The 26,971-nt window shown below is 46.8% G+C and carries 34 protein-coding genes; 27 read left to right on the top strand and 7 right to left on the bottom strand.

Annotation, left to right across the window (positions count from 1 at the left end; translation table 11 throughout):
• Window positions 1-39 precede the first annotated feature (39 nt).
• The 4 genes from ettA to ACGHZ6_RS23000 all read right to left on the bottom strand — a co-directional run bounded on the left by ettA (window position 40) and on the right by ACGHZ6_RS23000 (window position 6,087).
• A complete protein-coding gene (gene ettA / locus ACGHZ6_RS23015; protein ID WP_390616407.1) occupies window positions 40-1,704 on the bottom strand; it encodes an energy-dependent translational throttle protein EttA in 1,665 nt (554 codons plus the stop codon).
• Window positions 1,705-1,820: 116 nt separating this feature from the next.
• Window positions 1,821-3,164, bottom strand: a complete 1,344-nt coding sequence (locus tag ACGHZ6_RS23010) for a serine hydrolase domain-containing protein (protein ID WP_390616406.1) — start codon at window positions 3,162-3,164, stop codon at window positions 1,821-1,823.
• A gap of 173 nt (window positions 3,165-3,337) precedes the next feature.
• The gene (locus tag ACGHZ6_RS23005) at window positions 3,338-4,747 is read right to left on the bottom strand and encodes a S41 family peptidase (protein WP_390616405.1); all 1,410 of its coding nucleotides are present in this window, start codon (window positions 4,745-4,747) and stop codon (window positions 3,338-3,340) included.
• 203 nt (window positions 4,748-4,950) lie between these two features.
• Window positions 4,951-6,087 carry a murein hydrolase activator EnvC family protein gene (locus ACGHZ6_RS23000; protein WP_390616404.1) on the bottom strand — a complete coding sequence of 379 codons (1,137 nt, stop codon included), beginning with the start codon at window positions 6,085-6,087 and terminating at the stop codon, window positions 4,951-4,953.
• 263 nt (window positions 6,088-6,350) lie between these two features.
• Here ACGHZ6_RS23000 and ACGHZ6_RS22995 point away from each other — a divergent pair, with 263 nt between their 5' ends.
• Window positions 6,351-7,409, top strand: a complete 1,059-nt coding sequence (locus ACGHZ6_RS22995; RefSeq protein ID WP_390616403.1) for a GGDEF domain-containing protein — start codon at window positions 6,351-6,353, stop codon at window positions 7,407-7,409.
• Window positions 7,410-7,473: 64 nt separating this feature from the next.
• On the opposite strand, the gene gpmI is transcribed toward ACGHZ6_RS22995, so the two are convergent.
• Window positions 7,474-9,021 carry a 2,3-bisphosphoglycerate-independent phosphoglycerate mutase gene (gene gpmI / locus ACGHZ6_RS22990; protein WP_390616402.1) on the bottom strand — a complete coding sequence of 516 codons (1,548 nt, stop codon included), beginning with the start codon at window positions 9,019-9,021 and terminating at the stop codon, window positions 7,474-7,476.
• 230 nt (window positions 9,022-9,251) lie between these two features.
• Here gpmI and ACGHZ6_RS22985 point away from each other — a divergent pair, with 230 nt between their 5' ends.
• From ACGHZ6_RS22985 to secB, 3 genes are all read left to right on the top strand, one after another.
• Window positions 9,252-9,662, top strand: a complete 411-nt coding sequence (locus ACGHZ6_RS22985; protein ID WP_390616401.1) for a rhodanese-like domain-containing protein — start codon at window positions 9,252-9,254, stop codon at window positions 9,660-9,662.
• Window positions 9,663-9,679: 17 nt separating this feature from the next.
• The gene (gene grxC / locus ACGHZ6_RS22980; RefSeq protein WP_390616400.1) at window positions 9,680-9,946 is read left to right on the top strand and encodes a glutaredoxin 3; all 267 of its coding nucleotides are present in this window, start codon (window positions 9,680-9,682) and stop codon (window positions 9,944-9,946) included.
• A gap of 138 nt (window positions 9,947-10,084) precedes the next feature.
• Window positions 10,085-10,579 carry a protein-export chaperone SecB gene (gene secB, locus ACGHZ6_RS22975; protein ID WP_390616399.1) on the top strand — a complete coding sequence of 165 codons (495 nt, stop codon included), beginning with the start codon at window positions 10,085-10,087 and terminating at the stop codon, window positions 10,577-10,579.
• 181 nt (window positions 10,580-10,760) lie between these two features.
• Here the strand turns inward: secB and ACGHZ6_RS22970 are convergent, their stop codons facing one another.
• Window positions 10,761-11,717, bottom strand: coding sequence for an integron integrase (locus ACGHZ6_RS22970; RefSeq protein ID WP_390616398.1), 957 nt, complete (start codon window positions 11,715-11,717; stop codon window positions 10,761-10,763).
• Between the two features lie 411 nt (window positions 11,718-12,128).
• Between ACGHZ6_RS22970 and ACGHZ6_RS22965 the strand changes: the two genes are divergently transcribed.
• From ACGHZ6_RS22965 to ACGHZ6_RS22855, 23 genes are all read left to right on the top strand, one after another.
• Window positions 12,129-13,460, top strand: a complete 1,332-nt coding sequence (locus tag ACGHZ6_RS22965) for an ankyrin repeat domain-containing protein (RefSeq protein WP_390616397.1) — start codon at window positions 12,129-12,131, stop codon at window positions 13,458-13,460.
• A 130-nt stretch (window positions 13,461-13,590) separates the two neighbouring features.
• Window positions 13,591-13,896, top strand: coding sequence for a DUF6959 family protein (locus tag ACGHZ6_RS22960; RefSeq protein ID WP_390616396.1), 306 nt, complete (start codon window positions 13,591-13,593; stop codon window positions 13,894-13,896).
• A gap of 82 nt (window positions 13,897-13,978) precedes the next feature.
• Window positions 13,979-14,224 carry a hypothetical protein gene (locus ACGHZ6_RS22955; RefSeq protein ID WP_390616395.1) on the top strand — a complete coding sequence of 82 codons (246 nt, stop codon included), beginning with the start codon at window positions 13,979-13,981 and terminating at the stop codon, window positions 14,222-14,224.
• 118 nt (window positions 14,225-14,342) lie between these two features.
• Window positions 14,343-14,708 carry a hypothetical protein gene (locus ACGHZ6_RS22950; RefSeq protein WP_390616394.1) on the top strand — a complete coding sequence of 122 codons (366 nt, stop codon included), beginning with the start codon at window positions 14,343-14,345 and terminating at the stop codon, window positions 14,706-14,708.
• Between the two features lie 115 nt (window positions 14,709-14,823).
• Window positions 14,824-15,156 (top strand): hypothetical protein, encoded by a 333-nt coding sequence (locus ACGHZ6_RS22945; RefSeq protein ID WP_390616393.1) that lies wholly within the window; start codon window positions 14,824-14,826, stop codon window positions 15,154-15,156.
• 95 nt (window positions 15,157-15,251) lie between these two features.
• Window positions 15,252-15,611 carry a hypothetical protein gene (locus ACGHZ6_RS22940; protein ID WP_390616392.1) on the top strand — a complete coding sequence of 120 codons (360 nt, stop codon included), beginning with the start codon at window positions 15,252-15,254 and terminating at the stop codon, window positions 15,609-15,611.
• An 88-nt stretch (window positions 15,612-15,699) separates the two neighbouring features.
• Window positions 15,700-16,002 carry a hypothetical protein gene (locus tag ACGHZ6_RS22935; RefSeq protein ID WP_390616391.1) on the top strand — a complete coding sequence of 101 codons (303 nt, stop codon included), beginning with the start codon at window positions 15,700-15,702 and terminating at the stop codon, window positions 16,000-16,002.
• A 107-nt stretch (window positions 16,003-16,109) separates the two neighbouring features.
• The gene (locus tag ACGHZ6_RS22930) at window positions 16,110-16,490 is read left to right on the top strand and encodes a hypothetical protein (RefSeq protein ID WP_390616390.1); all 381 of its coding nucleotides are present in this window, start codon (window positions 16,110-16,112) and stop codon (window positions 16,488-16,490) included.
• 92 nt (window positions 16,491-16,582) lie between these two features.
• Window positions 16,583-17,050, top strand: a complete 468-nt coding sequence (locus ACGHZ6_RS22925; RefSeq protein ID WP_390616389.1) for a DUF6985 domain-containing protein — start codon at window positions 16,583-16,585, stop codon at window positions 17,048-17,050.
• 487 nt (window positions 17,051-17,537) lie between these two features.
• Window positions 17,538-18,164 carry a hypothetical protein gene (locus tag ACGHZ6_RS22920; RefSeq protein WP_390616388.1) on the top strand — a complete coding sequence of 209 codons (627 nt, stop codon included), beginning with the start codon at window positions 17,538-17,540 and terminating at the stop codon, window positions 18,162-18,164.
• A 79-nt stretch (window positions 18,165-18,243) separates the two neighbouring features.
• Window positions 18,244-18,681: a T6SS immunity protein Tdi1 domain-containing protein gene (locus ACGHZ6_RS22915; protein WP_390616387.1), complete on the top strand. Its 438-nt coding sequence runs from the start codon at window positions 18,244-18,246 to the stop codon at window positions 18,679-18,681.
• 54 nt (window positions 18,682-18,735) lie between these two features.
• On the top strand, window positions 18,736-19,140 hold the full coding sequence (locus ACGHZ6_RS22910) for an SMI1/KNR4 family protein (protein ID WP_390616386.1): 405 nt from the start codon (window positions 18,736-18,738) through the stop codon (window positions 19,138-19,140).
• A 73-nt stretch (window positions 19,141-19,213) separates the two neighbouring features.
• A complete protein-coding gene (locus ACGHZ6_RS22905) occupies window positions 19,214-19,543 on the top strand; it encodes a hypothetical protein (protein WP_390616385.1) in 330 nt (109 codons plus the stop codon).
• A gap of 730 nt (window positions 19,544-20,273) precedes the next feature.
• Window positions 20,274-20,774, top strand: a complete 501-nt coding sequence (locus ACGHZ6_RS22900) for a T6SS immunity protein Tdi1 domain-containing protein (protein ID WP_390616384.1) — start codon at window positions 20,274-20,276, stop codon at window positions 20,772-20,774.
• 105 nt (window positions 20,775-20,879) lie between these two features.
• Window positions 20,880-21,314 carry a DUF2846 domain-containing protein gene (locus ACGHZ6_RS22895; RefSeq protein WP_390616383.1) on the top strand — a complete coding sequence of 145 codons (435 nt, stop codon included), beginning with the start codon at window positions 20,880-20,882 and terminating at the stop codon, window positions 21,312-21,314.
• Between the two features lie 465 nt (window positions 21,315-21,779).
• The gene (locus ACGHZ6_RS22890) at window positions 21,780-22,295 is read left to right on the top strand and encodes a TonB family protein (RefSeq protein WP_390616382.1); all 516 of its coding nucleotides are present in this window, start codon (window positions 21,780-21,782) and stop codon (window positions 22,293-22,295) included.
• Between the two features lie 108 nt (window positions 22,296-22,403).
• Entirely contained in the window at window positions 22,404-22,766 is a 363-nt protein-coding gene (locus ACGHZ6_RS22885; protein WP_390616381.1) for a hypothetical protein, read from the top strand.
• Between the two features lie 58 nt (window positions 22,767-22,824).
• Window positions 22,825-23,112, top strand: a complete 288-nt coding sequence (locus ACGHZ6_RS22880) for a hypothetical protein (RefSeq protein ID WP_390616380.1) — start codon at window positions 22,825-22,827, stop codon at window positions 23,110-23,112.
• Window positions 23,049-23,747 (top strand): hypothetical protein, encoded by a 699-nt coding sequence (locus tag ACGHZ6_RS22875; RefSeq protein WP_390616379.1) that lies wholly within the window; start codon window positions 23,049-23,051, stop codon window positions 23,745-23,747. Before ACGHZ6_RS22880 ends, ACGHZ6_RS22875 begins: the two co-directional genes overlap by 64 nt.
• Window positions 23,731-24,372, top strand: a complete 642-nt coding sequence (locus ACGHZ6_RS22870) for a hypothetical protein (RefSeq protein WP_390616378.1) — start codon at window positions 23,731-23,733, stop codon at window positions 24,370-24,372. Before ACGHZ6_RS22875 ends, ACGHZ6_RS22870 begins: the two co-directional genes overlap by 17 nt.
• A 117-nt stretch (window positions 24,373-24,489) precedes the next feature.
• Window positions 24,490-24,864 carry a hypothetical protein gene (locus ACGHZ6_RS22865; RefSeq protein ID WP_390616377.1) on the top strand — a complete coding sequence of 125 codons (375 nt, stop codon included), beginning with the start codon at window positions 24,490-24,492 and terminating at the stop codon, window positions 24,862-24,864.
• Between the two features lie 211 nt (window positions 24,865-25,075).
• Window positions 25,076-25,681, top strand: coding sequence for a class I SAM-dependent methyltransferase (locus tag ACGHZ6_RS22860; protein ID WP_390616376.1), 606 nt, complete (start codon window positions 25,076-25,078; stop codon window positions 25,679-25,681).
• Between the two features lie 66 nt (window positions 25,682-25,747).
• Window positions 25,748-26,461 (top strand): DNA alkylation repair protein, encoded by a 714-nt coding sequence (locus ACGHZ6_RS22855; RefSeq protein WP_390616375.1) that lies wholly within the window; start codon window positions 25,748-25,750, stop codon window positions 26,459-26,461.
• 2 nt (window positions 26,462-26,463) lie between these two features.
• Here the strand turns inward: ACGHZ6_RS22855 and ACGHZ6_RS22850 are convergent, their stop codons facing one another.
• Window positions 26,464-26,934, bottom strand: a complete 471-nt coding sequence (locus ACGHZ6_RS22850) for a hypothetical protein (protein WP_390616374.1) — start codon at window positions 26,932-26,934, stop codon at window positions 26,464-26,466.
• Window positions 26,935-26,971 lie beyond the last annotated feature (37 nt).

Below are 26,971 nucleotides of genomic sequence, written 5' to 3'. Positions count from 1 at the left end.
TGCAGCTCCCTTTTTTGTTTTTGTACGTTGCTAAAATAATTAATCTTTTAGCGGCTTGTACTTCATGCGGTGTGGTTGCGCATCATCGCCTTTACGCGCGACTAAGTCTTCGTGGTATTCGGTGTAGTTACCTTCGAAGAACACCACATCACTCTCACCTTCGTAGGCCAGGATATGGGTGGCCACACGGTCGAGGAACCAGCGGTCATGCGAGATCACCAGCGCACAACCGGGGAAGGTCAGCAGGGCTTCTTCCAGGGCACGCAGGGTTTCAATATCCAGGTCGTTTGACGGCTCATCGAGCAGCAGTACGTTAGCGCCTTGCTTTAGGGTATTGGCCAGGTGCAAGCGGCCGCGCTCACCACCAGATAACTCACCCACACGTTTTTGCTGATCGGTGCCTTTAAAGTTAAAGCGGCCCACGTAGGAACGGGAATTCACTTCGTAGTTGCCGATTTTCAAAATGTCTTGGCCGTCAGAGACTTCTTCCCATACGGTTTTGTTATCGTCGAGGTTTTCGCGGCTCTGCTCAACAAAAGCCACTTTAACGGTATCACCGATAACAATTTCACCGCCATCCGGTTGCTCGGTACCGGCAATCATTCGGAACAGGGTCGACTTACCCGCACCGTTACCACCAACGATCCCGACGATGGCACCTTTGGGAATGGTGAAGTTCAGGTTATCGATTAGCATACGGTCGCCAAAACCTTTGCTAACGTTGTGGAATTCAATCACCTTGTCACCCAGGCGCTCACCGGGTGGGATATAAATTTCGTTGGTTTCATTGCGCTGCTGGAATTCTTGCGACTGCATTTCGTCGAAGCGGGCCAGACGCGCCTTGTTTTTCGCGTGGCGGCCTTTGGGGTTTTGACGCACCCATTCCAGTTCCGCTTTCATGGCTTTGGCGTGAGAGGCTTCGGTACGTTTTTCCTGCTCCAGGCGGGCTTCTTTTTGTTCCAGCCAGGTAGAGTAATTGCCTTCGTACGGAATACCGTGGCCACGGTCGAGTTCCAGAATCCAGCCGGCGGCGTTGTCGAGGAAGTAGCGGTCGTGGGTAATGGCCACTACGGTACCAGGGAAATCAACCAGGAAGCGTTCCAGCCAGAACACGGATTCAGCATCCAGGTGGTTGGTTGGCTCGTCGAGCAGCAGCATATCCGGGCGGCTCATCAGCAGGCGGCACAGGGCCACTCGACGGCGCTCACCACCGGACAGTTTGGTAACATCGGCATCCCAGGGTGGCAGACGCAGGGCGTCAGCGGCCTGCTCCAGTTTGTGTTCAATGTTGTGACCGTCCCAGGCCTGAATCACGTCTTCGTATTTGGCCTGTTGCTTGGCCAGGGCGTCGAAGTCGGCATCCGGTTCGGCGTAAGCGGCGTAGACCTTGTCCAGTCCAGCTTGGGCTTCCATCAGCTCGCTGAGGCCGTCTTCGACGTTACCGCGTACATCTTTCTCCGGATCCAGTTGTGGCTCCTGTGGCAGGTAACCCACTTTGATACCCGGCATTGGGCGGGCTTCACCGTTATAGTCGGTATCAACACCGGCCATGATTTTCAGCAGGGTGGATTTACCGGCACCGTTCAAACCCAGAACACCGATCTTGGCGCCAGGGAAGAAAGACAGGGAAATATCCTTAAGGATTTCGCGTTTTGGCGGCACGACTTTGCCAACGCGGTTCATGGAGTAGACGTACTGTGCCATGGGGTCAGTTACCTTTTGTAAAACTCGATGGGAGGCAGTCTACCCCGACTAGCACAGGGGCGCACTGCCTCAAGGGCAATGCGCGCAAGTTACCGAAACTGGGGGGGCTTTTCAATCTATTTGGTCGATGCCGAGGATGCTGACTGAAGGTGTCGAGCAATAGCTTGGGCGGCAAACAGCTTGGACTGGAATTGCGGGTTACGGGCTGCCGAGGCGGTAGGCTGACTGGAGAAATAGGCGATCACCACATTGGCCGCACGGTTAATGTAGATAACCTGGCCATGAATACCGACCGCTGCATACTCACCCTGGTTTTCATCGATGATCCACCACATATTTTTATAGGCGATCCAGCTGTTGTCTTTGTACTTGGTATTGGCTTTCATCTTGGCCTTGTCATGGTCCGTGATTGCCAGGCTGGTATCGACCCAGTTAGCCGGGATGACCTGTTCACCGTTCACCTGACCGCGGTTCAAAATCATACGGCCAAAGCGAGCGGCATCGCGGGCGGTGGTATTCATGCCGCCGGTGGCTATAGCCATCAGTGCACGGTCAGCGGCGATATAGGCGTCGTGCTCGGTGCCCAGCTTGGACCAGATATGTTGCTGGATAAACTGGTGATAGGGCATACCGGATACTCGGCTGATCAGCCAGCCGGCCAGATCTGCATTGGCAGAGTTATAGTCAAAGGCCTGGTTGGGTTCCAAGGTGGTGTCGGGTTTGATAAAGCGGGCGAGGAAATCATAGATACCGTAGATCTCGGTATCCCCGGGTTGCACGTCCTGGGCACCAGGAAGAAAGGCCATCTTCATGGCCGGGGCATAATGCTGAAAGAAGTCCGATGTCAGATCGGTGTAGTTTTCCTTAAAGTCGATGGCGGTGCTGTGGTCTAACACCTCCTGAATAGTAACCCGTTCAAATCCCGAGCCTTTTAACTCAGGAATATAGTTAACGGGTGAAGCGTTAAGATCGATCTTGCCCTGCTCGACCAGAATACCGAGGGCGGTGGTGGTCAGGGATTTTGTGGCTGAAAACCAGATATGCTGATCGTAGCGGCTCATGCCATTGAAGTAGCGTTCCATCAGTAGCTTGTCGCCCTGTAGTACCACAAAGGCATCGGTGTCTTCGCTGTCGAGAATCTGATCGACACTGCGTTGCTTGCCGTAGCCATCTGTGACTTGCAGTTGGCCGAGGGTGGGGTTGTTGGCTTCGGTCAGCGATTGAATGGCACCGGCACGGGGAATCATTAAGGTGTTGGCGATAGCGCCCAGGTTGTGGAATGACCAACGGTTGTAGGGGTAATCGCGATAGTTTTTCAGGGTTACCTGGCTTTCTGCTGTGGGCGGAAAGCCTTCCATAATGGTAGGCTCTGCCATGGTTGGTTGCGCGCCAAGCGCTAAGACGCCCGCCATGCATAGAGCTTTTAATGAACCTAATTGCTTGTGCGAAGTAAACCGCATCGACATTCCTCCTCCGTATTCGTGTTGATTACAGCCTAATATTCGAAGACGTGCCACGACTTGAGAAAAGACGACAAAAACGAATCTTTACGTTTGCGAGAAGCGCGGTGTAAAAAAATGCCTTGGTCACAGCGGTAACCAAGGCATATTGTTAGACGTGCTGCGGAAGGAAATTACTCGGCAGCGTGAGCCATACCCGAAGTGATATCCGAGGTAGTAGTACCGTTACCACGGTAACCGCCAAACAGGTTCAACCCTTTCAGCAGGTTCAGGGCTTCAAACACCTGGTTGTCGCGACTGAATAGGTCTTCTTCACCGTTTTTGGCTTCCTCGCGATCCTTACTACCGTTAGCTTTGCCGCCATTACCGTTATCCAGGCGACCGTCGAGATCGGCTTCGGTCATGCGGCCGCGGGGTTTGATGGCGGTGACCTTGGCGCGCTCTACGACAATATCCGGGGTAATGCCCTGGGCCTGAATCGAGCGGCCATTGGGGGTGAAGTAAAGTGCGGTGGTCAGCTTGATGGCTTGCTCGTTGCTGATGGGGATAACCGTTTGCACCGAACCCTTACCAAAGCTGTCAGTGCCGAGAATGATGGCGCGGCGGTGATCCTGTAGGGCACCGGCGACAATTTCGGAGGCCGAAGCCGAACCGTCGTTAATCAATACGACAATGGGCAGGCCGCCAGTTTCATCGCCAGGGGTGGCGCTGTAGCTCAGGTCGGCATTGTCGATACGGCCTTCGGTATACACGATCAGGCCCTCTTCCAAAAAGGCATCGGCTACATCCACTGAGGCTTGCAGTACGCCGCCGGGGTTGTTGCGCAGATCGAGGATCATGCCTTTGAGGTCGTCATGCTCGGCCATCAGCTCCTGTACCTTGCCGACCATATCCTTGCCGGTATTCACCTGGAATTGGGCAATACGTACATAGGCGTAACCGTCTTCAATAATACGGGTGCGCACACTTTGCACGGTGATGGTGTCGCGGGTAATGGTCAGCTCAAAGGGTTGGTCGATGCCGTCGCGTACCACGGTGATGGTGATATCGCTGCCTTTGGGGCCGCGCATCAGTTTAACCGCATCACCCAGCGACATGCCCTTAACCGGCTTTTCGTCGAGCTTGATAATCAGGTCGCCCGCTTCCACGCCCGCCTTGTCTGCCGGGGTGTCATCAATGGGGGAGACGACTTTTACAAAGCCATTCTCCATGCCCACTTCTATACCCAGGCCACCGAATTCACCGGTAGTATTCACCTGCAGGTCTTCAAAGGAGCTGGCGTTCAAGTAGGAAGAGTGAGGATCGAGTTCCGACAGCATGCCTTTGATGGCGTATTCCAGCAGGGTCTTATCGTCGATCTCTTCTACATAACCCTTGCGAATGTGCTCATAGACCTTGGTAAAGGTGCGCAGATCATCCAGCGGCAGCAGGCCCACTTCCTTGCTTTCTGTGGCGGGGGCTGTGTCTGTGTTGGCATGGCTGTCGGTATTGGCCTCGGTGTCACTCCAGGCAGCGGGGGCCAGGGTCAACAGACCGCAGGTGGCTAGCGCCGCCAGAGAGCGAGTGATAACAGGCAAAGACATAGTGAACTCCAGAATTGTGGTCGATGGCGGCGTCGAGATCCCTGCGGCTCGTCATCGTTATGACTGTACTCTTTATAGCTGTTTATAACTGTACTAATAGTGTAGACCCCTATTTATAGGAAAAATTCTTTTGAGGTCACAAACTGTAAAGTGTTGGCCTTATTGTAGGCACAGTCCCCGGCTTGGCGCCAGCGATTAAGGCCCTAAGATCTGCACCATTTGGCAGGGTTGAGAGGCTTGCCCTGATGACGAATTTCAAAATAAAGCGCCGCCTGTGATTGACCACCGCTATTACCCACCTGGGCAATCACTTCTTTGGCGCTGACCCAATCCCCGGTTTCCTTCAGTAAGGATTGATTGTGGGCGTAGAGACTCATATAGCCGTTGCCGTGATCAACGATGATCAGCAGGCCGTGGCCGCGCAAATAGTCGGCAAATACCACGCGGCCGTGGTGTACGGCTTTGACCTCCCGTCCCGAGGGGGCGCCAATAAGCACGCCTTCCCAGCGTAGTCTGCCGGCGCGGTTGCTGCCGTAGCGCTGCAGCATTTTGCCCTGGGTGGGCCAGGTGAGTTGGCCACGCTTTTGGGCAAAGGGTTGGCTGTCGCCGGGCAGAGCCAGGTTGGCCAGTGCCTGGGTTACCTCGCTGAGCAACTGCTCCAGGCGCTGGCGGTCTTCGGCTTTTTGCTTCAGCTGCTGGTCTTTGCTGGCAATAGCGCTGTTGAGGCGCTTAAGGGTGCGCTCACGTTCGGCCTGATGCTGGCTGAGCTGGTTGAAGCGCTGCTCCAGGGTTTTGCGATTGCGATTAAGCTCGGCGGCTTTGGCTTCGATCGCTGGTTCAACCCGATTGAGTTCGGCAATGGTATCCAGGTAGGTTTCGATACGCTCGGCGCGGGCGTCAATAAAGTAGTCGTAATACTTCAGCATGCGCGCCACCTGATCGGGCTGCTGCTGATTGAGTACCAGTTTTAGTTCGCTTTGTCGGCCCAGGCGATAGGCGGCATTGACCTGCTCGGCAATGGCCTGTTGCTGGGATTTGCGTTGCTGGCGCAGCTCAGTGCGTTGACTATTGAGCTGCGCTAGTTGCTTTTTTTGTTGGGATAGGTCCCCCTTGAGGCGCTCAATCTTTTTTACCAGCTCACTGATATCCACTTCGGAGGTCTGCAGGTCGTTCTGCAAGGCATCGCGATCAGACTTCACCTTGGCCAACTCGGTTTTCAGTTGGGCGATGGTGGCCTGCAGCTCCTGCAGCTTGGCCTGGTAGTCGGCCTCGGAGGTTTGTTGGGCCCAGGTGCTGACACTCAGGCACAGGGCAAAAAGGACAGAAGCAATACGAATCATGGGCTTGGTCTGTTCAGTGTAAAAACCGACAGCTTACCGCAGTCACAACCAAACGAGAAGGCAACAAGCGAGTGGGTCTTGAGCTAGCGAGGGGTCCGACCCTACGGGTCGTACCCCGGCAATGTGGCACGGAAGAGGTTCGGTATGTTGAATGGTGGGGTACGACCCGCAGGGTCGGACCCCAAGTGCGGTGCTGGGTTGCTATCTTTCATTTATGAGCCGTGCTAGGCTCAAGCATAAGAGTGCAAGACTGAGTAAGTTCGTTGTCGACGACCCCTCCTAATACTGGCATCCATGACGAGAGCATCAGACACGCCTTTGTGTTACGGCTCTTCTCCATTGTCGGCTTGTCCCTAACTGGCGCAATGGGGATCTTGGCGCTTGCCAATGCTACATACACCTTGGGCTTTTCACTGCTGGTCGCCAGCTTTTCTTATCTGGTTGCGTTTGTTGTCCAAACCAAAACCCATAACGCTATCCTGGCATCGAGCATTATTGCCTGCTCGCTCTACAGCTTGATGATTTATTTGGTCTACGCTGGCGGTGTAGCCAATACCGGCCCGCTGTGGGTGTTTATTGTCGCGCCCGTTTCCATGTTTATTCAGGGGCTCAAACGCGGGTTGATAGGCTTGTCTATTTTCTCGCTTATCATCGTGCTAATTATGTTTGTGCCGGGAGAATTTTTCTCCAATGAAAGCTATGAGCCAGAGTTCAAACTGCGTTTTATCCTGTCGTTTTTAACGGTGATTTTTTTATCCGCCTGCTATGAATACTCACGCGAAAAATCACAGAACCATACTTTGCAGTTAAGTAAGCAATATGAACAACTGGCTCTTACTGATCAGCTCACCCAGCTGGCAAACAGACGCGGTGCCTTTAACAAAATAGAAATAGAACAGGCGAGAATGGCGCGCAGTAAAGAACCCTTGTCACTTATTCTGTGCGATGTGGATCATTTCAAAAAGATTAATGATGACTATGGCCACCTGACCGGCGATGCGGTGTTGATTAAATTGGCTGAACGATTCAAAAGCTTGGTGCGAGGCCAAGACATGGTGGCCCGCTGGGGCGGTGAGGAATTTCTGTTTATTTTGCCGGGCACCTCGGTGGAGAATGCCGCTTTGGTTGCACAAAAAATACATGACGCCCTGGCGCAGGAAAAAATTGTCCATCAGGGCCGTGAGCTAACCATTACCGTCAGTATGGGGGTGGTAGAAATGCAGGTGGGCGGCACCGTTGATACAGCGATTAATTGCGCCGATAAATATTTGTACCAGGCAAAAAACAGCGGCAGAAATCAAACCTTCCCCAAACTGCTTTAAAGCTGAAGAGTGCGGGGTCCGACCCTGCGGGTCGGACCCCAAGTGCCTCGAAAGTGCACCAGTATTAGTTGAGTTCTACCAAGCTACGGCCAGTCATTTCTTCTGGCTGCTCAACATCCAGCAGTGCCAGCATAGTTGGTGCAACATCCGCCAGGCTGCCGTCGTTTTTCAGGTTCAGTGAGCGTGGGCCTACGTAAGCAAAAGGCACCGGCAGGGTGGTGTGCTGAGTGTGAGCCTGACCGGAGACTTCGTCGAACATCTCTTCCACGTTACCGTGGTCGGCAGTTACCAGCGCTTCGCCGCCAACTTTTTCCAGCGCGGCAAACACTTTGGCCAGACATTCGTCCACAGCTTCAACGGCTTTAACAGAGGCCTCATACACGCCGGAGTGACCCACTTGGTCGCAGTTGGCGTAGTTACAAATAATGGCGTCGTACTTGCCGGACTCAATTGCTTCAACCAGCTTTTCGGTTACCTCTGGGGCGCTCATTTCCGGTTTTTGATCGTAGGTTTCTACATCGGGTGATGGAATCAGGATACGGTCTTCACCGTTGTAAGTATCTTCCTGGCCACCACTAAAGAAGAAGGTCACATGGGCATACTTTTCGGTCTCGGCAATACGCAGTTGCTTCTTGCCGGCCTTGGCCATCACATCACCGAAGGAGTTCACCAGATCTTCTGGTGGGTAAGCGCAAGGTGTGTCGATATCACCAGCATATTCGGTGGTCATGACAAAGGCGCCCAGGTTGGGGGCTTTGGCGCGCTCGAAATCACTGAAGTCGGCGTTAACAAAGGTGCGGGTAATCTGGCGGGCACGGTCCGGGCGGAAGTTCATAAACAGCACCGCATCGCCATCGTCGATGGTGGCGGGCGCTTCGCCGTCGGCAGCAATCACGGTGGCTTTAACAAACTCATCGTTCTCGTCGCGATCGTAGGCAGCTTGTAGGCCACTTACCGCATCGGCGGCTTGATAGTCGGCTTTACCCTGGGTCATCAGATCATAGGCTTCCTGCACGCGATCCCAACGGTTGTCGCGGTCCATGGCAAAGAAGCGGCCGGAAATACTGGCAATGCGGCCAATACCCAGCTCGGCCAGTTTGTCGCTGGTTTGCTGCAGTGAAGGTTCGGCGCTGCGTGGCGGCACATCGCGGCCATCGAGGAAGGCGTGCACGTATACCTGCTTGGCGCCACGCTGGGCAGCCAGGTCAATGGCAGCATTAATGTGGTCTTCGTGGCTGTGTACACCACCCGGCGACAGCAGACCGAGGATATGGACGGCTTTGTCGGCCTTAACGGCTTTATCAATAGCTTCGAGATATACCGGGTTGGTAAAGAAGTCGCCATCGCTGATGGCTTTATTAATGCGGGTGTAGTTCTGATATACCACACGGCCGGCACCCAGGGTCATATGGCCGACTTCACTGTTACCCATTTGGCCTTCAGGCAGGCCTACAGCCATACCGGAGGTGTGAATCAGGGTTTTGGGGCGCTCTTCCCAAACTTTGTCCCAGGTGGGGGATTGGGCGTTCTTGATGGCGTTATGTTCGGTTTTATCGGAATAGCCAAAGCCATCGAGAACCAGAAGGACAAGAGGTTTTTTTACGTCGGTCATGGGCGCCTTACACTGCTTTTTTGAGTTGCCAGGATGAATGCCATTGGCATTTTGAGGGGCGCATTCTACCTGTTTATGGGGCTATTCTCCAAACCCCTCGCTCAAAAAATGCACAGCGCCGTAACGGCCGCAATCGTGTATACTGGGCGGCTTTCGCGCCCGGCGATGGCCTTGGTTTTAGTTCGGGTGTACCTAATTAGCGTCAAACTATTAATAGGAAGCATTAATCCGTGGATTTTTTCGTATTTGTCAGTGAGCAATGGTTATTGGTCAGCCTGCTGTGTGTACTGATTTATGTCTATGCCTGGACGGAGAAGGCCAAGGGCGGCAAGAGCCTGTCGGTACATGCCATGACCCAGTTGGTTAATAAAGGCGAAGCTGTCGTGGTAGACCTGCGTGAAGCGGCGGATTTTAAAGGTGGCCATATTGTTGATGCGATCAATATTCCCCACAACAAGCTGGACGAGCAGGTAACGCAGCTGGCCAAGCACAAGGAAAAGACGGTTATCCTTGTGGATAAAATGGGCCAGCATACCGGCCATGCAGGACGCACCCTACGCAAGGGCGGCTTTGAAGTGAACCGTCTGGAAGGCGGCATGTCCGAGTGGCAGAGCCAGAATCTGCCCCTGGTTAAAAGCTAATAGCCCCGAGAAGTACCATGTCCCAAGTTGTCATCTACACCACCCGTATCTGCCCTTACTGCATCCGTGCCAAGCAACTGTTGCAGTCTAAGGGTGTGGAATTTAACGAGATCTCTGTTGATGCCCAGCCGGAACTGCGCCTGGAAATGATGCAGAAAAGCGGCCGCCGTACCGTGCCGCAGATCTGGGTAGGCGAGACCCATGTGGGTGGCTTTGATGACCTCTGGGCTATGGACCGTGCAGGCAAGCTGGAGCCTCTGCTGAACGCACTGGAGACCGCGTAAGCAAACTTTTTATAAAAACTACGCAAAAACTTGGCGATAGGGGCTTGAATCCTAAACGGCAGGCCCCATCTCTGAATCAACACGTGCCGAACGGCACCTTATTGACAACGTACAACTCATAATAACGAAGGCATTACCATGGCTGAAGAAAATCAGACTGAAGCAACTCAAAACGAAGCCCCTAAACAACAATTCGCCATGCAGCGCATCTACCTGAAGGACCTGTCCTTCGAGGCGCCAATGGGCGTAGAGGCGTTCAAACAGCAGTGGAAGCCTTCTGTAAACCAGGACCTGAACACCAAAACCAACAAGGTTGAAGACGGCCTGTACGAAGTTACCCTGACCCTGACGGTAACCGTGAAGCTGGGCGAAGAGACTGCCTTCCTGGTAGAAGTACAGCAAGCGGGCCTGTTCACTGTTGCTGGTATCGAAGGTCAGCAGCTGGCGCAAGTGCTGAATACCACCTGCCCACAAATCCTGTTCCCATACGCGCGTGAAGCGATTGATAACGCCGTAACCAAAGGCAGCTTCCCTGCCCTGATGTTGCCGCCAATCAACTTCGACGCCCTGTTTGCCCAGGCCGTAGCTCAAGCTAAAGCCGAAGCTGAAAAATCAGAAGCTTCTGTTAACTAAGCCAAGACAGAAGTTGCGGGAATAGGTTCTACAGCCGCTTATTCCCTGCTGATACTAACAAAGCCCTACCGGTGATCCCGGTGGGGCTTTTTTGTGCATGTTGCCTTAGCCCTGAACGTTAGTCTTATTACACTGGCTGGTAGCAGCCCTGGCGGGCAGTTCACGAGGTATCAGTCTATTGTCATAAATTGTCTAAAGGGCTTCGTGTGCCTGCATAGTGTTTGCCAATAACGTGGGTGTAAATCTGTGTGGTTTTTACATCATTATGGCCCAGCAAGTCCTGCACTGTGCGGATATCTGTGCCTGCCGTTAGTAGTTGAGTTGCAAATGAGTGTCTGAACGTATGACAGGTAACCCGCTTATACGTTATGCCTGCTAATTTAGCCGCTCTCCCAATTGATTTTCGGACTGCACTTTGATGTAAATGGAAGCGGCATAACTCACCGGTATCTAAATGGGCGCAATGGTGAGAGGCAGGAAATAGGAATGCCCAAGCAGGGGTATAACGGGCTTTAGGGTATTTTCTCATTAGGGCAACCGGTAACTGAGAGCCGATGCCATTGTTTTTGTCTTTTTCTTGTACTTCGATAGCGTGCTTAATTTGTGCTTCCAGCGGCGCAACTAACTTCTGCGCCAGAATGGTTTGGCGATCCTTATTGGCTTTACCGTTTCTAACGGTAATAGCAAGGCGGTTAAGATTGATATCTTGTACGCGAAGTCTTAGGCATTCCGATACCCTCAGTCCGCTCCCGTACATCAGTTCTACGATAAGTTTATCCCTTTCTGGAAGTTGATCGATGATCAACTTAACCTCGTGTGGCTCTAAAACCGGAGGTATGTGACGTTGCTTGGTCGCGAGGCTAAAACCAAGCTCACCAAGATCATGCTTTAGTACTTTGTGGTATAGAAAAACGAGAGCGTTAAGTGCAACTTTTTGTGTATTTGCAGCTACTTTCCGGTTGGAGGCTAGCCATGTTAGGAATTGTTTCACCTCTTGTGCGCCGCAATCTTTAGGATGGCGTTTGTTATGGAAAAATATGTAGCGTTTTATCCAATGAACATAAGCCTTTTCAGTCTTTAAGCTGTAACCTCGAAGTCTTATCTCATCCCTAACTTGTGTTAAAAATGGGCTGGCCATATCTACTCCTCCTTGAGTTATTTTGCTGTATTTATATACAGTATATCTTGAGGTTGTCAAGAAAATGGCTCAATTTAATTCTGTATCAGGCTCGTTTATCTCTAGATATGTTTAAGAATATGTAGCAAAATCAAAGGATTAACGCGCTCAAGGAGGGAGATAAGGGGAAACCCATTATCCAGATAAGCGAGCCGGCTCACTTTGCATCAAAAGGAAAATTGATGGTTCTCTTTTTTCTTTTAGTTTCAAAGACCTACACCCACCCTCCAAATGCGTTTGGAATGATAACGCGCCGGCCTCTTATACAAATGTTATGTGTCCGTGTTACCCAATAAAATAGCAATGCATCAATGAGGGCTTTTTATATGTGTATTACTATTGCTGTACCGAAATTAGAGGTCATTGCATTTAATGGACGATAAATTAGACAGCGTAATAAAGGAAATCCACTCAAATAACACAGATGCAGTATCTTCATTTATCAAGTCACATGAAGATTGGGGGGATGCACTTCCTTTGGTGGAGGCATCCATTTCTAGAAGTAAAGATGTAATCAGGCTTTTAGTGGAAAGCGGTGTCGATATAAATCAAAGGAGACACTACGATGCTCTTATATTGGCATGTAAAGATAGCGATATAGAATTAGTAAAGTATTTAATAAGTAAAGGAGCAAATGTTAATACTCGTCAAGATTCAAGTTCGCTAATTTCCCATATGTGTAGTAATCATAATGGCGAACCTATATCAGATGAGCGATACGAAATTGTTAAATTACTGCTAGAAAATGGAGCAACCCCCAATCGCGGCAAAAGTGACCATTCTAGTTGTCTTGCGTCTGCTGTTGCATCGAATGACCATAGAACCATTGATCTCCTTTTAAAGTATAAAGCAAAGATTAATTTTCCTGACTGTTATGCAGCTGCTATGAAGAGTCTTTCGGAGGGCAGAAAAGACACCTTTGTTAAACTTGTTGAAAAAGGCCTAAAAATCAACCCGAAAGTTACTACAAACAAATACGAAGAAAGAAGGCCAGCTTCACCGTTATCACTAGCCATTTATGGAAAAGACATTGAGTTAGTAGAATACCTTATTGATAAAGGGATAAATGTAAACTACATCCCCAATGCGCCTACAGCCACTAACTCCACATACTCATTAACCTGTCATCACGCTCATCCAATTGTCTACGCGGTAGAGGTTGGCAGTAATGAAATAATGAATATTTTACTCGAAAATGGTTCTAGTCCAGACGGAGACCCATCCCATAGCTGGGGAGATCTAGGTATACAACCTTTAATTTTAGCAATTTACAAAGGCAATAAAGAGGCTGTTAAGTCTTTAATAAAGCATGGGGCAAATCTTGATATTTTTTCTACTAACACTAGATTCAAAGATGGGATAATATCTTACAAAACCCCGCTAAGAATTTCTGAAATGGTTGGTCACTATGAAATAGAAAAGATGCTTAAAGAAGCTGGAGCAAAGCTATCTTTGATCGAAAAACCCTTTAAGAAAGATTACATAGAAACAATTGCAAACGAATTAAATAAATATGACCAGATCACTAGAATACTAACAATTGAAATTAAGGATAAAGGCACTCACGAAGAATTATATATTGGTGTTCAGATGAAGAGAGGGGTTGATAGCAAAGATGCAAGAAAATATTTGCAGGCTCCTAAAGAAATATTAAGAAAAAAACTCGCAAGTATTGATCTTTATCTATATGAAAGCACAGAATAAACATAACAAACAGCAGCACGTAAGCCCGGCAAAAAACGCCGGGCAGGACGGCCTACATTGCGCTTCGCTTCATTTCGGCCGCCCGTGTGCTGGGCGTTATGTGTAATCTCGAATCGAAGTGAAGCATCACATGGAAGCAAAAATTTACGATCACATTTCTAATAGCGGCATCGTGCAAATGCTGGGGCGTTCATTCCCTGCTGTCGCAATACAAGGTGATTCCTTAAGCTCCATACTATCCACAGCTAAATACTTCATGAGCAAAGCAAAGGAGCATGGCGACGAAGATATGTATTATGAGGCCTTAGAGCTAGCTGAGCGTCTTCAGGGGCATTTAATACAGTATGAGCAAGTCCTTGAGAATGAGGGCCTTGAAAGGCCGTATAATATGGATGTTAGAGGGCTGAATCTTGAGCAAGAATTTAAAAACACATAACAAGCTGCGGCACAAAAGCCCGCAAAAAACGCGGGCCGGACTCGCTACACTACGTTTCGCTCGCCCGTGCGCAGGGCGTTAAATGGCAGGAGCAATGGATCAGCTAATTTATGTCAACGTTGTTGGTTTTCCCGATGGAAACTTGGAGCCAGTGAAGGCAATTCACGTTCATGGCTCCTGTTTCAGAATTATCGACGTAAATGACGATGATGAACATTTTCCATGGGAGTTCGTCACAGATGAGGTAGTTACCTGTGAAGAGGTTGTATTTTACGAAAATGAAAGTGGCTTGGTAGCAAAGCATGTGTGCAGGTGCGGCAATGCATAGTTCGGTGCCAATCCGGCCATTTAACAAGTTTATCAAACATCGTTGCAGCCAAAAGACGGCTGCAACTGGACGCGCATAAAGCGCGCGCCGTTTATAAAGGCGTTATGCGTAAACACAGATGAAGAAAGCACATAGAAGTGAATTTCTTAAAGCGGTAAAGGATAGGTTTCCCGAAATACGCTCGGAAATAAACAAAGAAGATGGATTGCTTACGTTTGAAGTTGCAGTTTTTATCAAGTTCATACAAAGGAAAGTTGATGAATCTGAAAAAGCTGTTGTTATAGATGCGTTCAATATACTTAATGAATATTATATAAAGGGTAATGAATCGCTTAATCAGATAATAAGAAATGCCGTGTGTGAAGATTTAGACCTTTCTGATACCTCAGTTACAGAAAGGCATTGGGCATTCGAAATGCTGCCTGAACCACTTAAAACTGAAAGAAGAAGTTGGTTTGAGTTTATGGGGTATCAAAGTGAGTAAGGCGCATAACAAACCGCAGCAATCGCTCCCGTTGGTCGCTGGGACAGCCAAAACGCTGCGCTTATTTGTCTGCCCCTGTGCGGGGCGTTATGTGTTTTCGAGTGCGGAGAAGTAATTGAAGCCTGAGATAAGCTTTTGGTTGTCAGAAAACAGAGATGCAATTATTGCATTGATAATTTGTTTGTCTGTTGTGATGCTATTTATGGCAGCAAATTTAGCAAGCTCTAAAAGCAGCATGTCTGCAGTGGTCACGAATAGAACCTACAAGGGGTCATGGCTAGGCAACAAAGAGGTAACAATTGCTACTTTAGAGGGTGGTGGTAATGTAAAGTTTGGTAGCAGCAATGTACCTACTCTCAAGAAAGGCCAAGAGGTTTGCTTGCTTAAAATAAAAAGCTACTTAGGTACAACTAACTATAAATTTACAGGGCTGGGTAAATGCACATAACAAGGGCCAGCACAATCGCCAAATGCAAAAAGGCGCATTTGGCTGGACTCGCTACACTGCGTTTCGCTCGCCTGTGTGGCCGGCGTTAAGAATCTATGGAAGATCTGAGCGTTTCATATTTGAGCAGTTTACGAACACATTTATTCTTTCTTGGGATTCCTGGATGCTTTTTGTATGGACTTGGCATCGAGTATGGTTATCCTTTGGCAATCGCTGTGTGGTTTGTTTTGTCGCTAATTGCATTAGGTATTGAAGCTATCTCTCCATATAGCCATGCTAAAAGCCTTAAAGGTAAGCTTGTATATTACGCTTTAGGTTGCATGTCTGCTGTAGTGATTAATTTTTCAGCTCATTTCTGGATAAGTGTCCAATCATTAGGGGTGGCAGTATTACTAGTTATGATTCTATCTGTGTACCATCATAAGGTTATATGGCCAACTTATGAGGGAGTGTAAATTCTTAACAAGGGCAGGCAAAATCGCCCGCAAAAGACGCGGGCTGGACTCGCTAATCGCTCGCCTTTGCTGCCGGCGTTAAATTATTATGAGTAGACGACGAAAGAGGCGACTCGAAGCTGCAAGAGAGGAGCTTTACGGAAAAGAGAGTCCGCAAGATAAGCAAAGAGGCTTTGCTAAGGAGTCTCTTGTTTTGGCCGTAGGGGCATTCTTGATGCTTGCGCATGATCTAATAAAAGAGAAAGCATATATATCATATGCAACAGGCACTGGTATTATCCCAAAAGATGAGCAGCCAGTTTTGTACTGGTTCGCTATGTGTGTATATTTTATTGCTGGTATCGCATTTACAAGGCTTTACCTTAAAGACAAAGCTAAGATTACTAACTGAATTTAACAAGCGGCTGTAATCGCCGCTGAAAAGCGCGGCTGGGACTATTTATTCCGCTGCGCTCCATAAATAGCCCTTAAGCCGGGCGTTAGCATCACGGGGTTATTGTGAAATTTCATACCAAAATTATTTTTCTTCTATGTATGATTGTGCCTAGCTACTCGATGGCTAATTCTAGTGAACTGGATAATCTGCTATTTGATGAAAAGAGCTTTAATAAAGGTTTTTTTCAATTTATGCAGTCGTATTCGAAGCCGAGAATATATCCAGAAAAAACAATAGATCTTAAAGCTTCAATAGCTATAACCGAGTGTATAAAAGATCTCTACGGTGATAGGTACCCTGAGAAGAATTCAGAAGAATACAAAAAGTTAGTTGTTGATGTTTATAAAGGCGAAAATAACTACATGATTTCTTTTAACTACCCAAATGAAGAGGATGCCTCGATAAGCTGCTTCTACGATGTGGTGAATGGGGTCAAAAAGTAGCAATGCTAACAAGTTTATTAAGACGCAGCTAAAGCTGCTGGGACGCCGTTCCGGCGCCCCTTATAAAGGCGTTATGCATCACAGAGGAAATAATGGAGCTCATTCGTAATCTTCAAGAGGGAGAATTTGGCCTGGAAGGTGAAGCCTACTTTCAGCATTTTTCCACATATATAAAAGTGTATGCAGATGAAGAGGCAAATGAAGCCTATATAAAAATTTGTGCAGAATACATGAACTCTCTTGATGCCAATATTATTGAAGCACTATGCAAGGCATCAATTCGCTACTGTAATGACTTCCTGAAGATGACCGGCCAGCCTGAAAGGGGGTTTGCACAATTAGGTGATGTCCTAAAGCTCATTCAACCAAATTCACTTATAGTGCCTGATCCAGAAAATGGAAATGAACCAGTGGTGCATCTTGAACTGGAATGTGAGTGGGAGGTAGAGCATGGAATGGAGTGGCTGGTAAGAAGTGGTGAAGTCCTATATGTCGGCGGCTTTAATGATGTAAATGAGTGGGGAAACTATAGTGAGAAAGCATCTTACAACTATGCATAACAAAGGCAGCAAGAGCGACGCTCGTACCTCGCGTGCCTTCTGCCAGCGTTATGCATTCATGACGAAGAGCTATGAAATTAAAGCTTAGAAATTTTAGACGTTTAAAAGATGCTGGCCCTCTATATGAGGGGATGGATAGCATTATTGTTTTATCATTCGTAATGATTCTATGCGTATTCCTAGTTTTTTCTACTAGTTATGGTCCTATATATTTTCTTCTTGTGCCGGCTTTAGCATGTGCTTATGGCTTGTATCTTGAGATTAAAGGCATGTTCGCGGGGCGAGACGAAAGTAATGATAAATAGCAGAGTTAATCGCATAACAAGCAGCAGCACGATTGCCCGGCTGAAAAGCGCCGGGCAGGACGGCCTACATTGCGCTTCGCTACATTTCGGCCGCCCGTGTGCTGAGCGTTATGAGTTAAGGAGAACCAATATTGAAGGGTGAGCCAATTTATGTAGAACACCCGAGGGATTCATACTCTCGAATGGGAGGGCTGCAATACGTTTACTTTGAAGTTGCGCAAGAAGAATACGTTAAATGCTTAGATGTGGAAGCTTTAGATGATAGCGATCTTCATGAAAGTGAGAAAACTGAGCTTTCTTATAAGGCAACAGGGCATGCTGTCAAAGCAATAGTATTTTCAGCACTTTGTGTAGAGGCATCGATAAACAATTATGCTGGTATCCATCTAGGCGATAGTTATTGCGAAAACCATCTATACAGTATGGATGTTATTTCAAAGTGGGTTGTAATACCGAAATTAGTTTGCGGGAAATCTATTGACAAGTCAGGCCCCGCATTTGGTGCTTTAAAAAGATTAATAAAAGCAAGAAACAAGTTGGTTCACAATAAATCTCAAGAGTTTGATCCAACTTCAATATCAGATTTGGGCCAATATCTAGAAAAGAGAGACAAAACTTTCAAAGATGATTTTGAAAGCTCTTTAAGGGCTTTATACCTTATGTGTATGGAAATGGATTTTTTGCTTGGTCAAATGCACAATCCAATAAGGACCTTAGACAAGGAGTTTAACCCCTGTTTGGATATGCCAAAACAAGTTAAACCGTTATTTGATGAATGCAAAAATATCGTACTAAAGAATCACTCATAACAAGCAAAGGCAGCATCGCCCTGCGGGCTGGACGCGCTAACGCGCGCCGCTGCTTTGGGCGTTATGCGAAAAGAGAGATATGAGCATACTCAACGAAATCATAGATGCTTGGGGCTGGGTTGGTATAGAACCTCAAGAAGTCGTTATAGAGAACGAGTTTGGCAATCTAATCGTTAAAGATTTCAGTAATAAATTTTGGCGGTTATGTCCTGAAGATGTTTATTGCGAGATAGTTTCAGAATCAATCGCAGAGTATAACTCTCTTATTAAAAACGAAGAGTTTCTCGAAGATTGGTTTATGACAGCTATGGTTCAAGAAGCAGAAGGTTTGCTTGGAAAATTAGAGCCAGGGTACAAATATCATATGGTAATCCCCGGTGTGTTAGGCGGCGAGTATGGTGGCTCAAATGTTAAAGTGGCGCCACTTCTAGAAATTATTAGGTTCTCTGGCCGTCTCGGCAAACAAATTGAAGAGCTTCCTGACGGTGCTCAAATTGAACTCAAGGTGGTTCCATGAAATCGCATAACAAGTCAAAGCACGCGGACTTGGTAAAGCTGTCACCTTTTTCGCTTGCGCAAAAAAGCCGCCAACTTCACCAAGCCGGTGTTTGAGGCGTTATGTGTTCATGGCATTATGAATATCGCAGATATCGAATCATATTTTGAGCAAGCTATACCAAGCTCATACAAAGAATTTCTATCAGGCCATACAAAAGAAATGGAGGGTGATGTATATCTCTACTTACTCCAAGATCTGATCGAAAGAAATGACTGTTACGAAACAAAGACATACGCAAATGGCTACATTAACATCGGCGATAATGGCGGCGGAGAAGCTTTTATTATCGCGCTGGGTAGTGACGATCCAGAAGTATCAATTGTTGGGCATGGCAGCATGGATCCAACACTGAAAGAATTTGTCTGCTCTAGCTTCAGCCGCTGGGTGGCTTCCGGCTTTGAATATGACAACGAGTAAACACATAACAAGTAAAGGCAGCGGACAGCTAAAGCTGCCCGCTGCTTAAGGCGTTATAAATCACAGGGAAGATATGAAATTACTTGAAGTTTCCGCTCTGATCTTAAGAGTTTTTGGGATATACATGATCATTAATGCATTTGCCTCTGCGAGTGCAGCTTACGCTCAGAAAGAACAGCTCATGGTCATGGGTGATGTTGGCCTAGCCGAAACTGTCGTCTATGTGACACTGTCTGGTGCAGGGGCTTTCTTGATTGCAGGTCTAATTTTGGTTCTGTTCCCAATTTCTATAGCAAAGAAAATTGTTCCCTATTCTGTTTCTGATAGCCCCACCATTGAGATTGGTGATTCAGATTTTTCTGAAAGCGTTCTAGTAATTGTAGGCTTATATATCCTAACCTAGGCGATACCTGACTTTGTCTACAACGCAATACTTATTTACCAAATAAATTACTACAATGCTGATCCATACACGCTTTCAGAGCATTGGGCAAATGAGATCGTGACCGTCATTGAAATAGCTATAGGGGCATATCTTGTTTTTAGATCCAAAGGGCTTATGTCAGTCATACGTAAGTTCAGAGGAAGGTGAATTTATAACAAGCGGCTGTAGTCGCCATGCTAAAAGCGCATGGCTGGGACGGCCTTTCCGTTGTTTGTTTATGTGCTTACCGCTACGCTAGCACAACACAAACAACTCCAAGACCGCCCCTAAGCCGGGCGTTACGTTTTCTCGCGGTCTAGCTTTAACGGTTAAGTAATGGTCGTCGGCACTGTGCCAGAAAACGGGTTTGTGCCAACCGGGAAGTAAGGTAAACTTTCCCAATAAAGTGACAACGTGGTACCAATGGAGGGTACGCAGTAAATCCAAAGTTCCTTCCGTTCGCTCTTCGGAGCCTCGTATCCATTGTTGTTTAAATAGTAACCGCAGTGGCCCGCATTTGTTCGTGCCAGCTGCAACTAAGCCACAAGGCAGTTAGGCTGGCACTAAACGTAAAAAAAGCCAGCAATCGACATTTACTCCGGTGCTTTTTTTGTGTTCGCTACGCTCATAACACAAAAAAATCACCTCCGTAAATGCAATTGTGGCAAGCGTTAGGCTCCTGTCGAGTTAGGTTCAAATAGAAAGAATTATGGAAAAAGAAGTAGATATATTTGCTCCCGTAACAGACTTAGGGAAGGGAGATGCATTAGAAGCTTGGCGATGGCTAGTTGGTGACACGGCTAGTGTACGGCTATTAACTTCTATGGGCGATATTTTCTTTGTAAGAAAGGAAGGGATACTCAAAAAAGAACGTGTCTACTTTCTAGATACTGGAGCAGGTGAAATGGAGCTTGCTTCTAAATCATGGAAGTTATTCCGGGAAATGATAAAAACAATGGATGGAGTTCCTGGGCATTGGTTTAAATACAGCTTGCTAAAAGAGATTTCTGATGAACCTCTAGAGCAAGGAAATTGTTATTCTCCTAACATCCTGCCAGGTCTTGGAGGGGAATATATCAAAGAGAATTTTAGTCCTGTTTCATGGATTGTTCACGTAGATATGGCTGGCCAGATACATGAACAATGCAAAGATTTTCCGCCAGGGACGCCAATCAATAGCTTCAGTCTAGATGTGCAAAAACAGCCGTAAGCCTAACAAGCATAGGCACAATCGCCCGCAAAAGGCGCGGGCTGGACTCGCTACACTGCGTTTCGCTCGCCTGTGCTATGGGCGTTATGGATTTATGAGTGCTAAATGAAAAAATTATTACTAGCAATAAGTTTTATCTTTATCTCTGGTTGTGCAGGTTTTGGTGGGGCCAAAGGAGTGGCATATCCTGGGCTTAACGAAATAAATCAAGGGCAAGCGCAGCTTTATATCTATAGGCCATCTCATTTCGTAATGAGTTATGGAATACCTTCTTTTCTAATTGATAATGAAGTCGCATTGTCAATTAGAAATGGGAGTTATAGCGTGTACAACCTCACTCCCGGTAAGCATAAGTTAGAGCTTAAGAAAAACGGCAATTGGATATTTGAAAGCGCAGAACTTGAGGTTGAGCTTCCTCCAGAAAAGAGGGTTTTCTTGAGACTGAGCTCTAATTTTGGCGCAGCAGTTCTAGAAAGTGTTCCTGAGGCACAAGCAGTTAGTGAACTGGGAAATCTTTTATATACTGGTAGTTGGCCATAACAAGGCCAAGCATCTGACGGCTTTTCCGTTGCTTGGCTTATGCGCTGGTCGCTACGCTAGCGCAACACCAACCAACTACAAAGCCGCAGCTGTTGGCGGCGTTATAAGTTCAGAGAATGAGAATCTTAGGATTAGAGATTAATAGCAAAAGAGAGGTTCCTAGTAATAAAAAGGCTTGGTGCTATGGAATAGGGTTCTCTATTTTCTTCACCTTGCTGGTAACTCTTGTTCTGACGCGTGCTTCAGATACAGAGCTATCAAGAATGACTACAGCGTTGGTCATAAGCTCGGAAGCAATTCAGTCTCGGACAGGCGGCCCGAGAGGTGGGCCAATGAGTTCAAGCTTAAATTACAAGCTGGGTTTGAAATTGAGTGATGGCACTAAGTTTAATGCCGTCACTCAATTACGGCATGAAGTTGGTGATGTAGCATGCATTGCTATTTACGTAAGTAAGTCTAAAGGTTATGAATACAATAAAACTGTGCAGCCTAGATCTTGGTGCAAAAACTTATAACAATCGGCTGTTGTTCGCCGCTGAACGACGCGGCGGGACAGCTACGCTCGCGCTTCGCCGCCCCAAAGCCGGGCGTTACATTTTAAGGAAAATTATGATCAAGATATCGAAACTCTTTACGATTGTTTTATTACTCACCGCATGTGCAGGAGAGGTGTTGATGCCGCCTCCTTCCCCTTTGGAAAAAGATGGGATTGAATTAAACATAATTAAGAGTCCCGCTCCCCAGTATCCAAGACGGGCGTTGAGTAGCTCTTATGCTGGTTGGGTTAATGTTTCAATTGATATCCATGAGGATGGGTCAACCAGTAACATTAAGGCAGTTGATGCTAGTGATATGAAGGTTTTTGGAAAAAGTGCAGTAAAGAGTGCAGAGCAGTGGATTTTTGAAAAACCGATAGTTCCTGATAATACTGCTTTCCCTATTACTAGAACATACAAACTGACATATAAAGTAGTTAAATAATGTAACAAGGCGCAGCATTCGCCCGTTGAAAGGCGCGGGCTGGGACGGCCTGCACTGCTCGTTGCTTCGTTTCGGCCACCCATGTGCGCGGCGCCATGTGATCTGAGCATGAAAAAGTACATTAACTATATTGTTTTTACCCTAGTGATTTACCCTGGAAATCTTTCTGCTGAGGGGCTATCGGATTTAGAAAAGAGACAAGGGATAGAAGCTTGTGTGGAATTTGGAGTTTATAAAAATTTACAGAATAACATCGAAGAATACGAGGATGTTACAGGTAATAAGGTTGATGTAGGGTCTGTTGAGTACCAAAGAATTCAAAAGGAACTTAATTCTATATTTGTAGGCTTTTGTAATTGCTTGATTAATGATTTGACGGCTAAGAAGTCATACATGAAAGGACCGAAGAAGATCGAGCTAAATGAGTATTCGAAAAATAAAATTAAGGAATGTTTTGCGAAAAACACATAACGTACGACTGTTGTACGCCACTGAAAAACGCGTCGGGACGCCATCTTTCAATTGAATCATGAAGCTAGAAAAAGGTAAAGACTACAAATTTGGATTTCTTGTTGTCGCTGTTTTATGGGGGATTTTTAGTTTTTTACCGTACCCCAATAGTCCATCAAATCCAATACCTTTGGGTTTCAGCTTGGCTATCTTATGCTTGGTATTTATCCAAGTTATTTCAGGGGTGGCTCTAGATCGTAAATGGGTTGCATCAATCACAAGATCCGAAAATGCAGATGATTTTTGGGTATTGATTTTTGGTCAAGCATTAATAGCCTTGCTGCTAGCCTCTTCGGCCTATCAGTGAGCGGTATAAACATAACAAGTTTATCAAACATCGCTGCAGCCGAAGGATGGCTGCAACTGGACGCACAAACAGCGTGCGCCGTTTATAAAGGCGTTATGTTTAAACCAACTATGAAATATTTTATCTATTTTGCGTTACTACTTATTACCCTAGCTGGAGGTTACTGGTATGGGGCAAAGATTGGATCAGAACAACTTTATCTAAACTCACAGGCCGCAAGGGCGGTATCGATTAGTTCTGATTTGAGAATGAAAGATGAATTTCCAGACCATATAGCAAATGATCTTGAGGCTGAATTAAACAGTATTATTATCGTATTTGGGCGATATCTAGAAGAAGGACACAAATGGCATCCATTGTTCAATGACACAATGGATGGGACTCATGGATTAATGAAAATGGCAGTTAGCTTTAGGGTGAGTAATCCTAGGGTTATTGATGGCATTGAATACTCCCCGTTTAAAGATAATTCAGATGCATACTTTACTTCCGAAGAATACTTATCTGGTCTAGTGAATATGCCCATAGAGGAAAGGGAGATATTCACCCAGGAAATGATCAATAGCCATCTACAAGATGTGGCTAGGTATCAGGCGGCAATTAGGTTTTACAAAGCTTATGAGCGAACAAAGTAAACATAACAAGTTGGTGTTGTCGCCTACGGCTGGGACTGTCATTACGCTAGCGCTCCATGCCATCCCCAAACCAAGGCGTTATGCACGAGTGGTAGTTATGCGTTGCTTTAAATATTACTTTGTTTTCCTGTCGTTGCTCTCTCCCAATTGTTATTCGGTAAGCGCAGCAGAGTGGGCAAATATAAACTTTCCAATTGAAATTGGCGCTGGATTATTAGAGGTTAAGTCTAAGCTGAGAATCTATCGTGAACCTGAATTAGTTAAACCTAGGCCATTAGGGCCAAGCAAGGCTTACTACTTTAGTGATAAGGGCGTGTACATGTTCTTTGACGATGCTGACAAGCTTAAGAGCGTTAGATTCTTTGATGGTTATATAGGGAAGTTAGGACATATAAAAATTGGAAATACAAAGGAAAGGGTGATTCAAATTCATGGAAATCCTGATAAAACAATGCTTGGTAGTATTGCCAGATCTCATCAAAAAATGATCGACAAAATGAAAGAAGGGGAAATTATGAAGTTATCCCCTGATCGCACAAATGCATTAATTTATTATACGGATTCTGGCTTTTATAGATTTGATATAAACCCAAGAACTAATAAAGTTGAGTCCATGTTCAAGTAAAAACATAACAAGCGGCTGTTATCGCCCCTTCGGGGCTGGGACTGCCTTTCCGCTGCTTCGCAGCTCCAAGTCAGCCCCAAAGCCGAGCGTTAGCGTTTTTGAGGGTCAGAGTGATTTATGAAGAATAGAGTCTTAGAGGGACCATTATCAGATGGGGAAGCTATTGAAGTCATAAATATAGATTTTGATATTGATTCTTTACTCATTACTGTTCAGATTGATGGGTATAAAATAGATATCGAATTTGACTGTCCTGCTGGATATAGAGTGCTTGATGAGGGCGACTTGCTAGAATTTTGGCCTTCTTGTTCTTCTGGAAATGGATGGCTGTATGAAATATTAGAAGGTGGTTGGCTTTATCAAGAGAGATTAAGGAAAGGATTTCTCTCTTTATCAAACTCAGAGGTGAAAGAATACTTCATCATTGGGTGTAATTACTGTGTTGGTGTGTTTGCTTGGGAAGACCCCAGTGTCTGCGAGAGCATACGCTAACAAACAAAGGCAGAACGACGCCAAAAAGCAGCGTGAACCCTCACCACTAATTGCGGCGTTATGTTTCCGTGTTACCCAGAATTAGTAGACACCCTGTATAGTTAGATTATCTATATGGTGGTGCTCAGATGACACGCAAGCAAAGAGCTCAGGCTTATAAAAAATACATAGAAACGATTCCGGCAGAAATCAACAAGAAACTTACTGTAAATTGGAAGACTGCATAATTAATGGCTACGCCGAAGATTCAGAACTGTTAATACAGTCTTTCGAGTCAATTAATTCGGTTGAACTCTTATCTCATGTATCTGACTACATACCCAATAAGGGGGCGTTGATTGACGTAGGGGCTGGCACAGGTAGGGATGCTGCTTGCATTGCTTCAAGCGAGTTAAAAGTATTGGCTGTAGAGCCAGTGTTGGAGTTTCGCACTGCCGCTAGGCAATTGCATTTAAGCCCTAATATAGAGTGGATAGATGATAGCTTGCCGCATTTATCTAAAGTTTGTAGTTTGAATGACACTTTCGATGCTGCTCTTTTGGTGTCCGTATGGCAGCACGTGAAGTCGGAAGATAAGGCCTCTTGCCTAAGAACCTTGCGCTCTATTCTTAATGTGGGTGGGAAGCTAATTATTTCGGTCAGATCTGGCCCTGGTTCTCCAAAGCGAAAATGTTATCCAACAACTCCGCAAGAGACTTCTGAGCTTGCAGGCCATTGTGGATTTGATCTTTTGGCCAGCCACGAAGCAAGTTCGCTGCAAAAAACTAATCAAAAGGCTGGGGTAAAGTGGACATGGCTGGTTTTTATGGCAGTATGAGTTCGATGAATTATCGAGCTGATCTGCTACGCGTGCAATACTGAGCAATAGACCCAATCAAGATTTATGGCAATAGTCACGGCAAAAACAATCAAAGAGGCTCTTAGGGGCTTAGCCAACCCCGAAATAGCCGAGCACTCACAACGCTTTTTCAAAACGGGTAAAGGCGAATACGGCGAGGGCGATCAATTTCTGGGCATCAGGGTGCCTGTACTGAGAAAGCAGGTTAAAGCCTTTCAAGATACGACACTGACAGAAATACAGAAGCTGTTGGTTTCTCCCTTCCATGAAGTGCGGCTGTTCTCGTTGTTGCTGTTGGTCCACAAGTTCAAAAAGGGTAACGACGAGGACAAGTCGGCGATTTACCAGATGTATTTGAACAATACCCAGTACATTAACAATTGGGATTTGGTGGATAGCTCTGCCTACCAAATTGTGGGTGGTTATCTGGAAGGGCGAGACAGACAAATGCTGTATCAGTTGGCTGAATCCGACAGCCTCTGGGAAAGGCGTATAGCGATTATTGCGACGTTTCAATTTATTCGAAATCATGATTTCGAGGATACGCTGAAGTTGTCGGGGTTACTTCTCAGCGATCAGGAAGATTTAATACATAAAGCCGTTGGCTGGATGCTGAGGGAGGTGGGCAATCGTGATGTCACGGTCGAGAAGGCATTCTTAAAACCGCATTATCAAAACATTCCTCGTACCATGTTGCGCTATGCGATTGAGAAATTCCCTAAAGAAGAGCGAAGCAATTACTTGAAAGGCAGGGTGTAAATCTAACGGTGTTTGCCCCGCAAACAATCACGTCGCTGCTGTTTAATCTTTTCCCGCTGCTCCGCCAGTTGCTCTTGCAGCTGTGGGTGCTTTTCCAAATAGGCTTTGATCTCTTCGCGGCGGGCCTGTTTCTTAGTTTTTAATTCTTCACGCAATTTGGCCAGGGCGGCTTCGTCGACGGCTTGTTTAAGTGCGCGTATATCTTCCCTGAGGGCTTTGCGTTCCTCGCGCTGTTGATCGAGTTGGCTCTGGGTAATATCCCCCTGTTCGAGCATATAGCGCTCGATCATTTCCCGAGCCTGCTGGCGGCCGTGTCGGCCGGGGCGGAAATCGCCACGCTTCTGTGACGTGTCTTGCTCGGTTTGTGGTGTATCTGGCTCCTGTTCGGTGTCCGGTATGGCTTCGGCCCAGCTGCTGGCGGCAAACAGGGATAAGGCCAGATTCACAGACAGGGTGGGGATCATATGGCGCATGGGTATTCCTTTCAGGGGCACAGTTATTCCTTAAACG

Origin of the sequence: Maricurvus nonylphenolicus (assembly GCF_042854845.1) — a bacterium.
GTDB classification, from domain to species: domain Bacteria; phylum Pseudomonadota; class Gammaproteobacteria; order Pseudomonadales; family Cellvibrionaceae; genus Maricurvus; species Maricurvus nonylphenolicus.
Note: the sequence above shows the minus strand (reverse complement) of the source record. Positions and strands in the feature narration are given on the sequence as shown.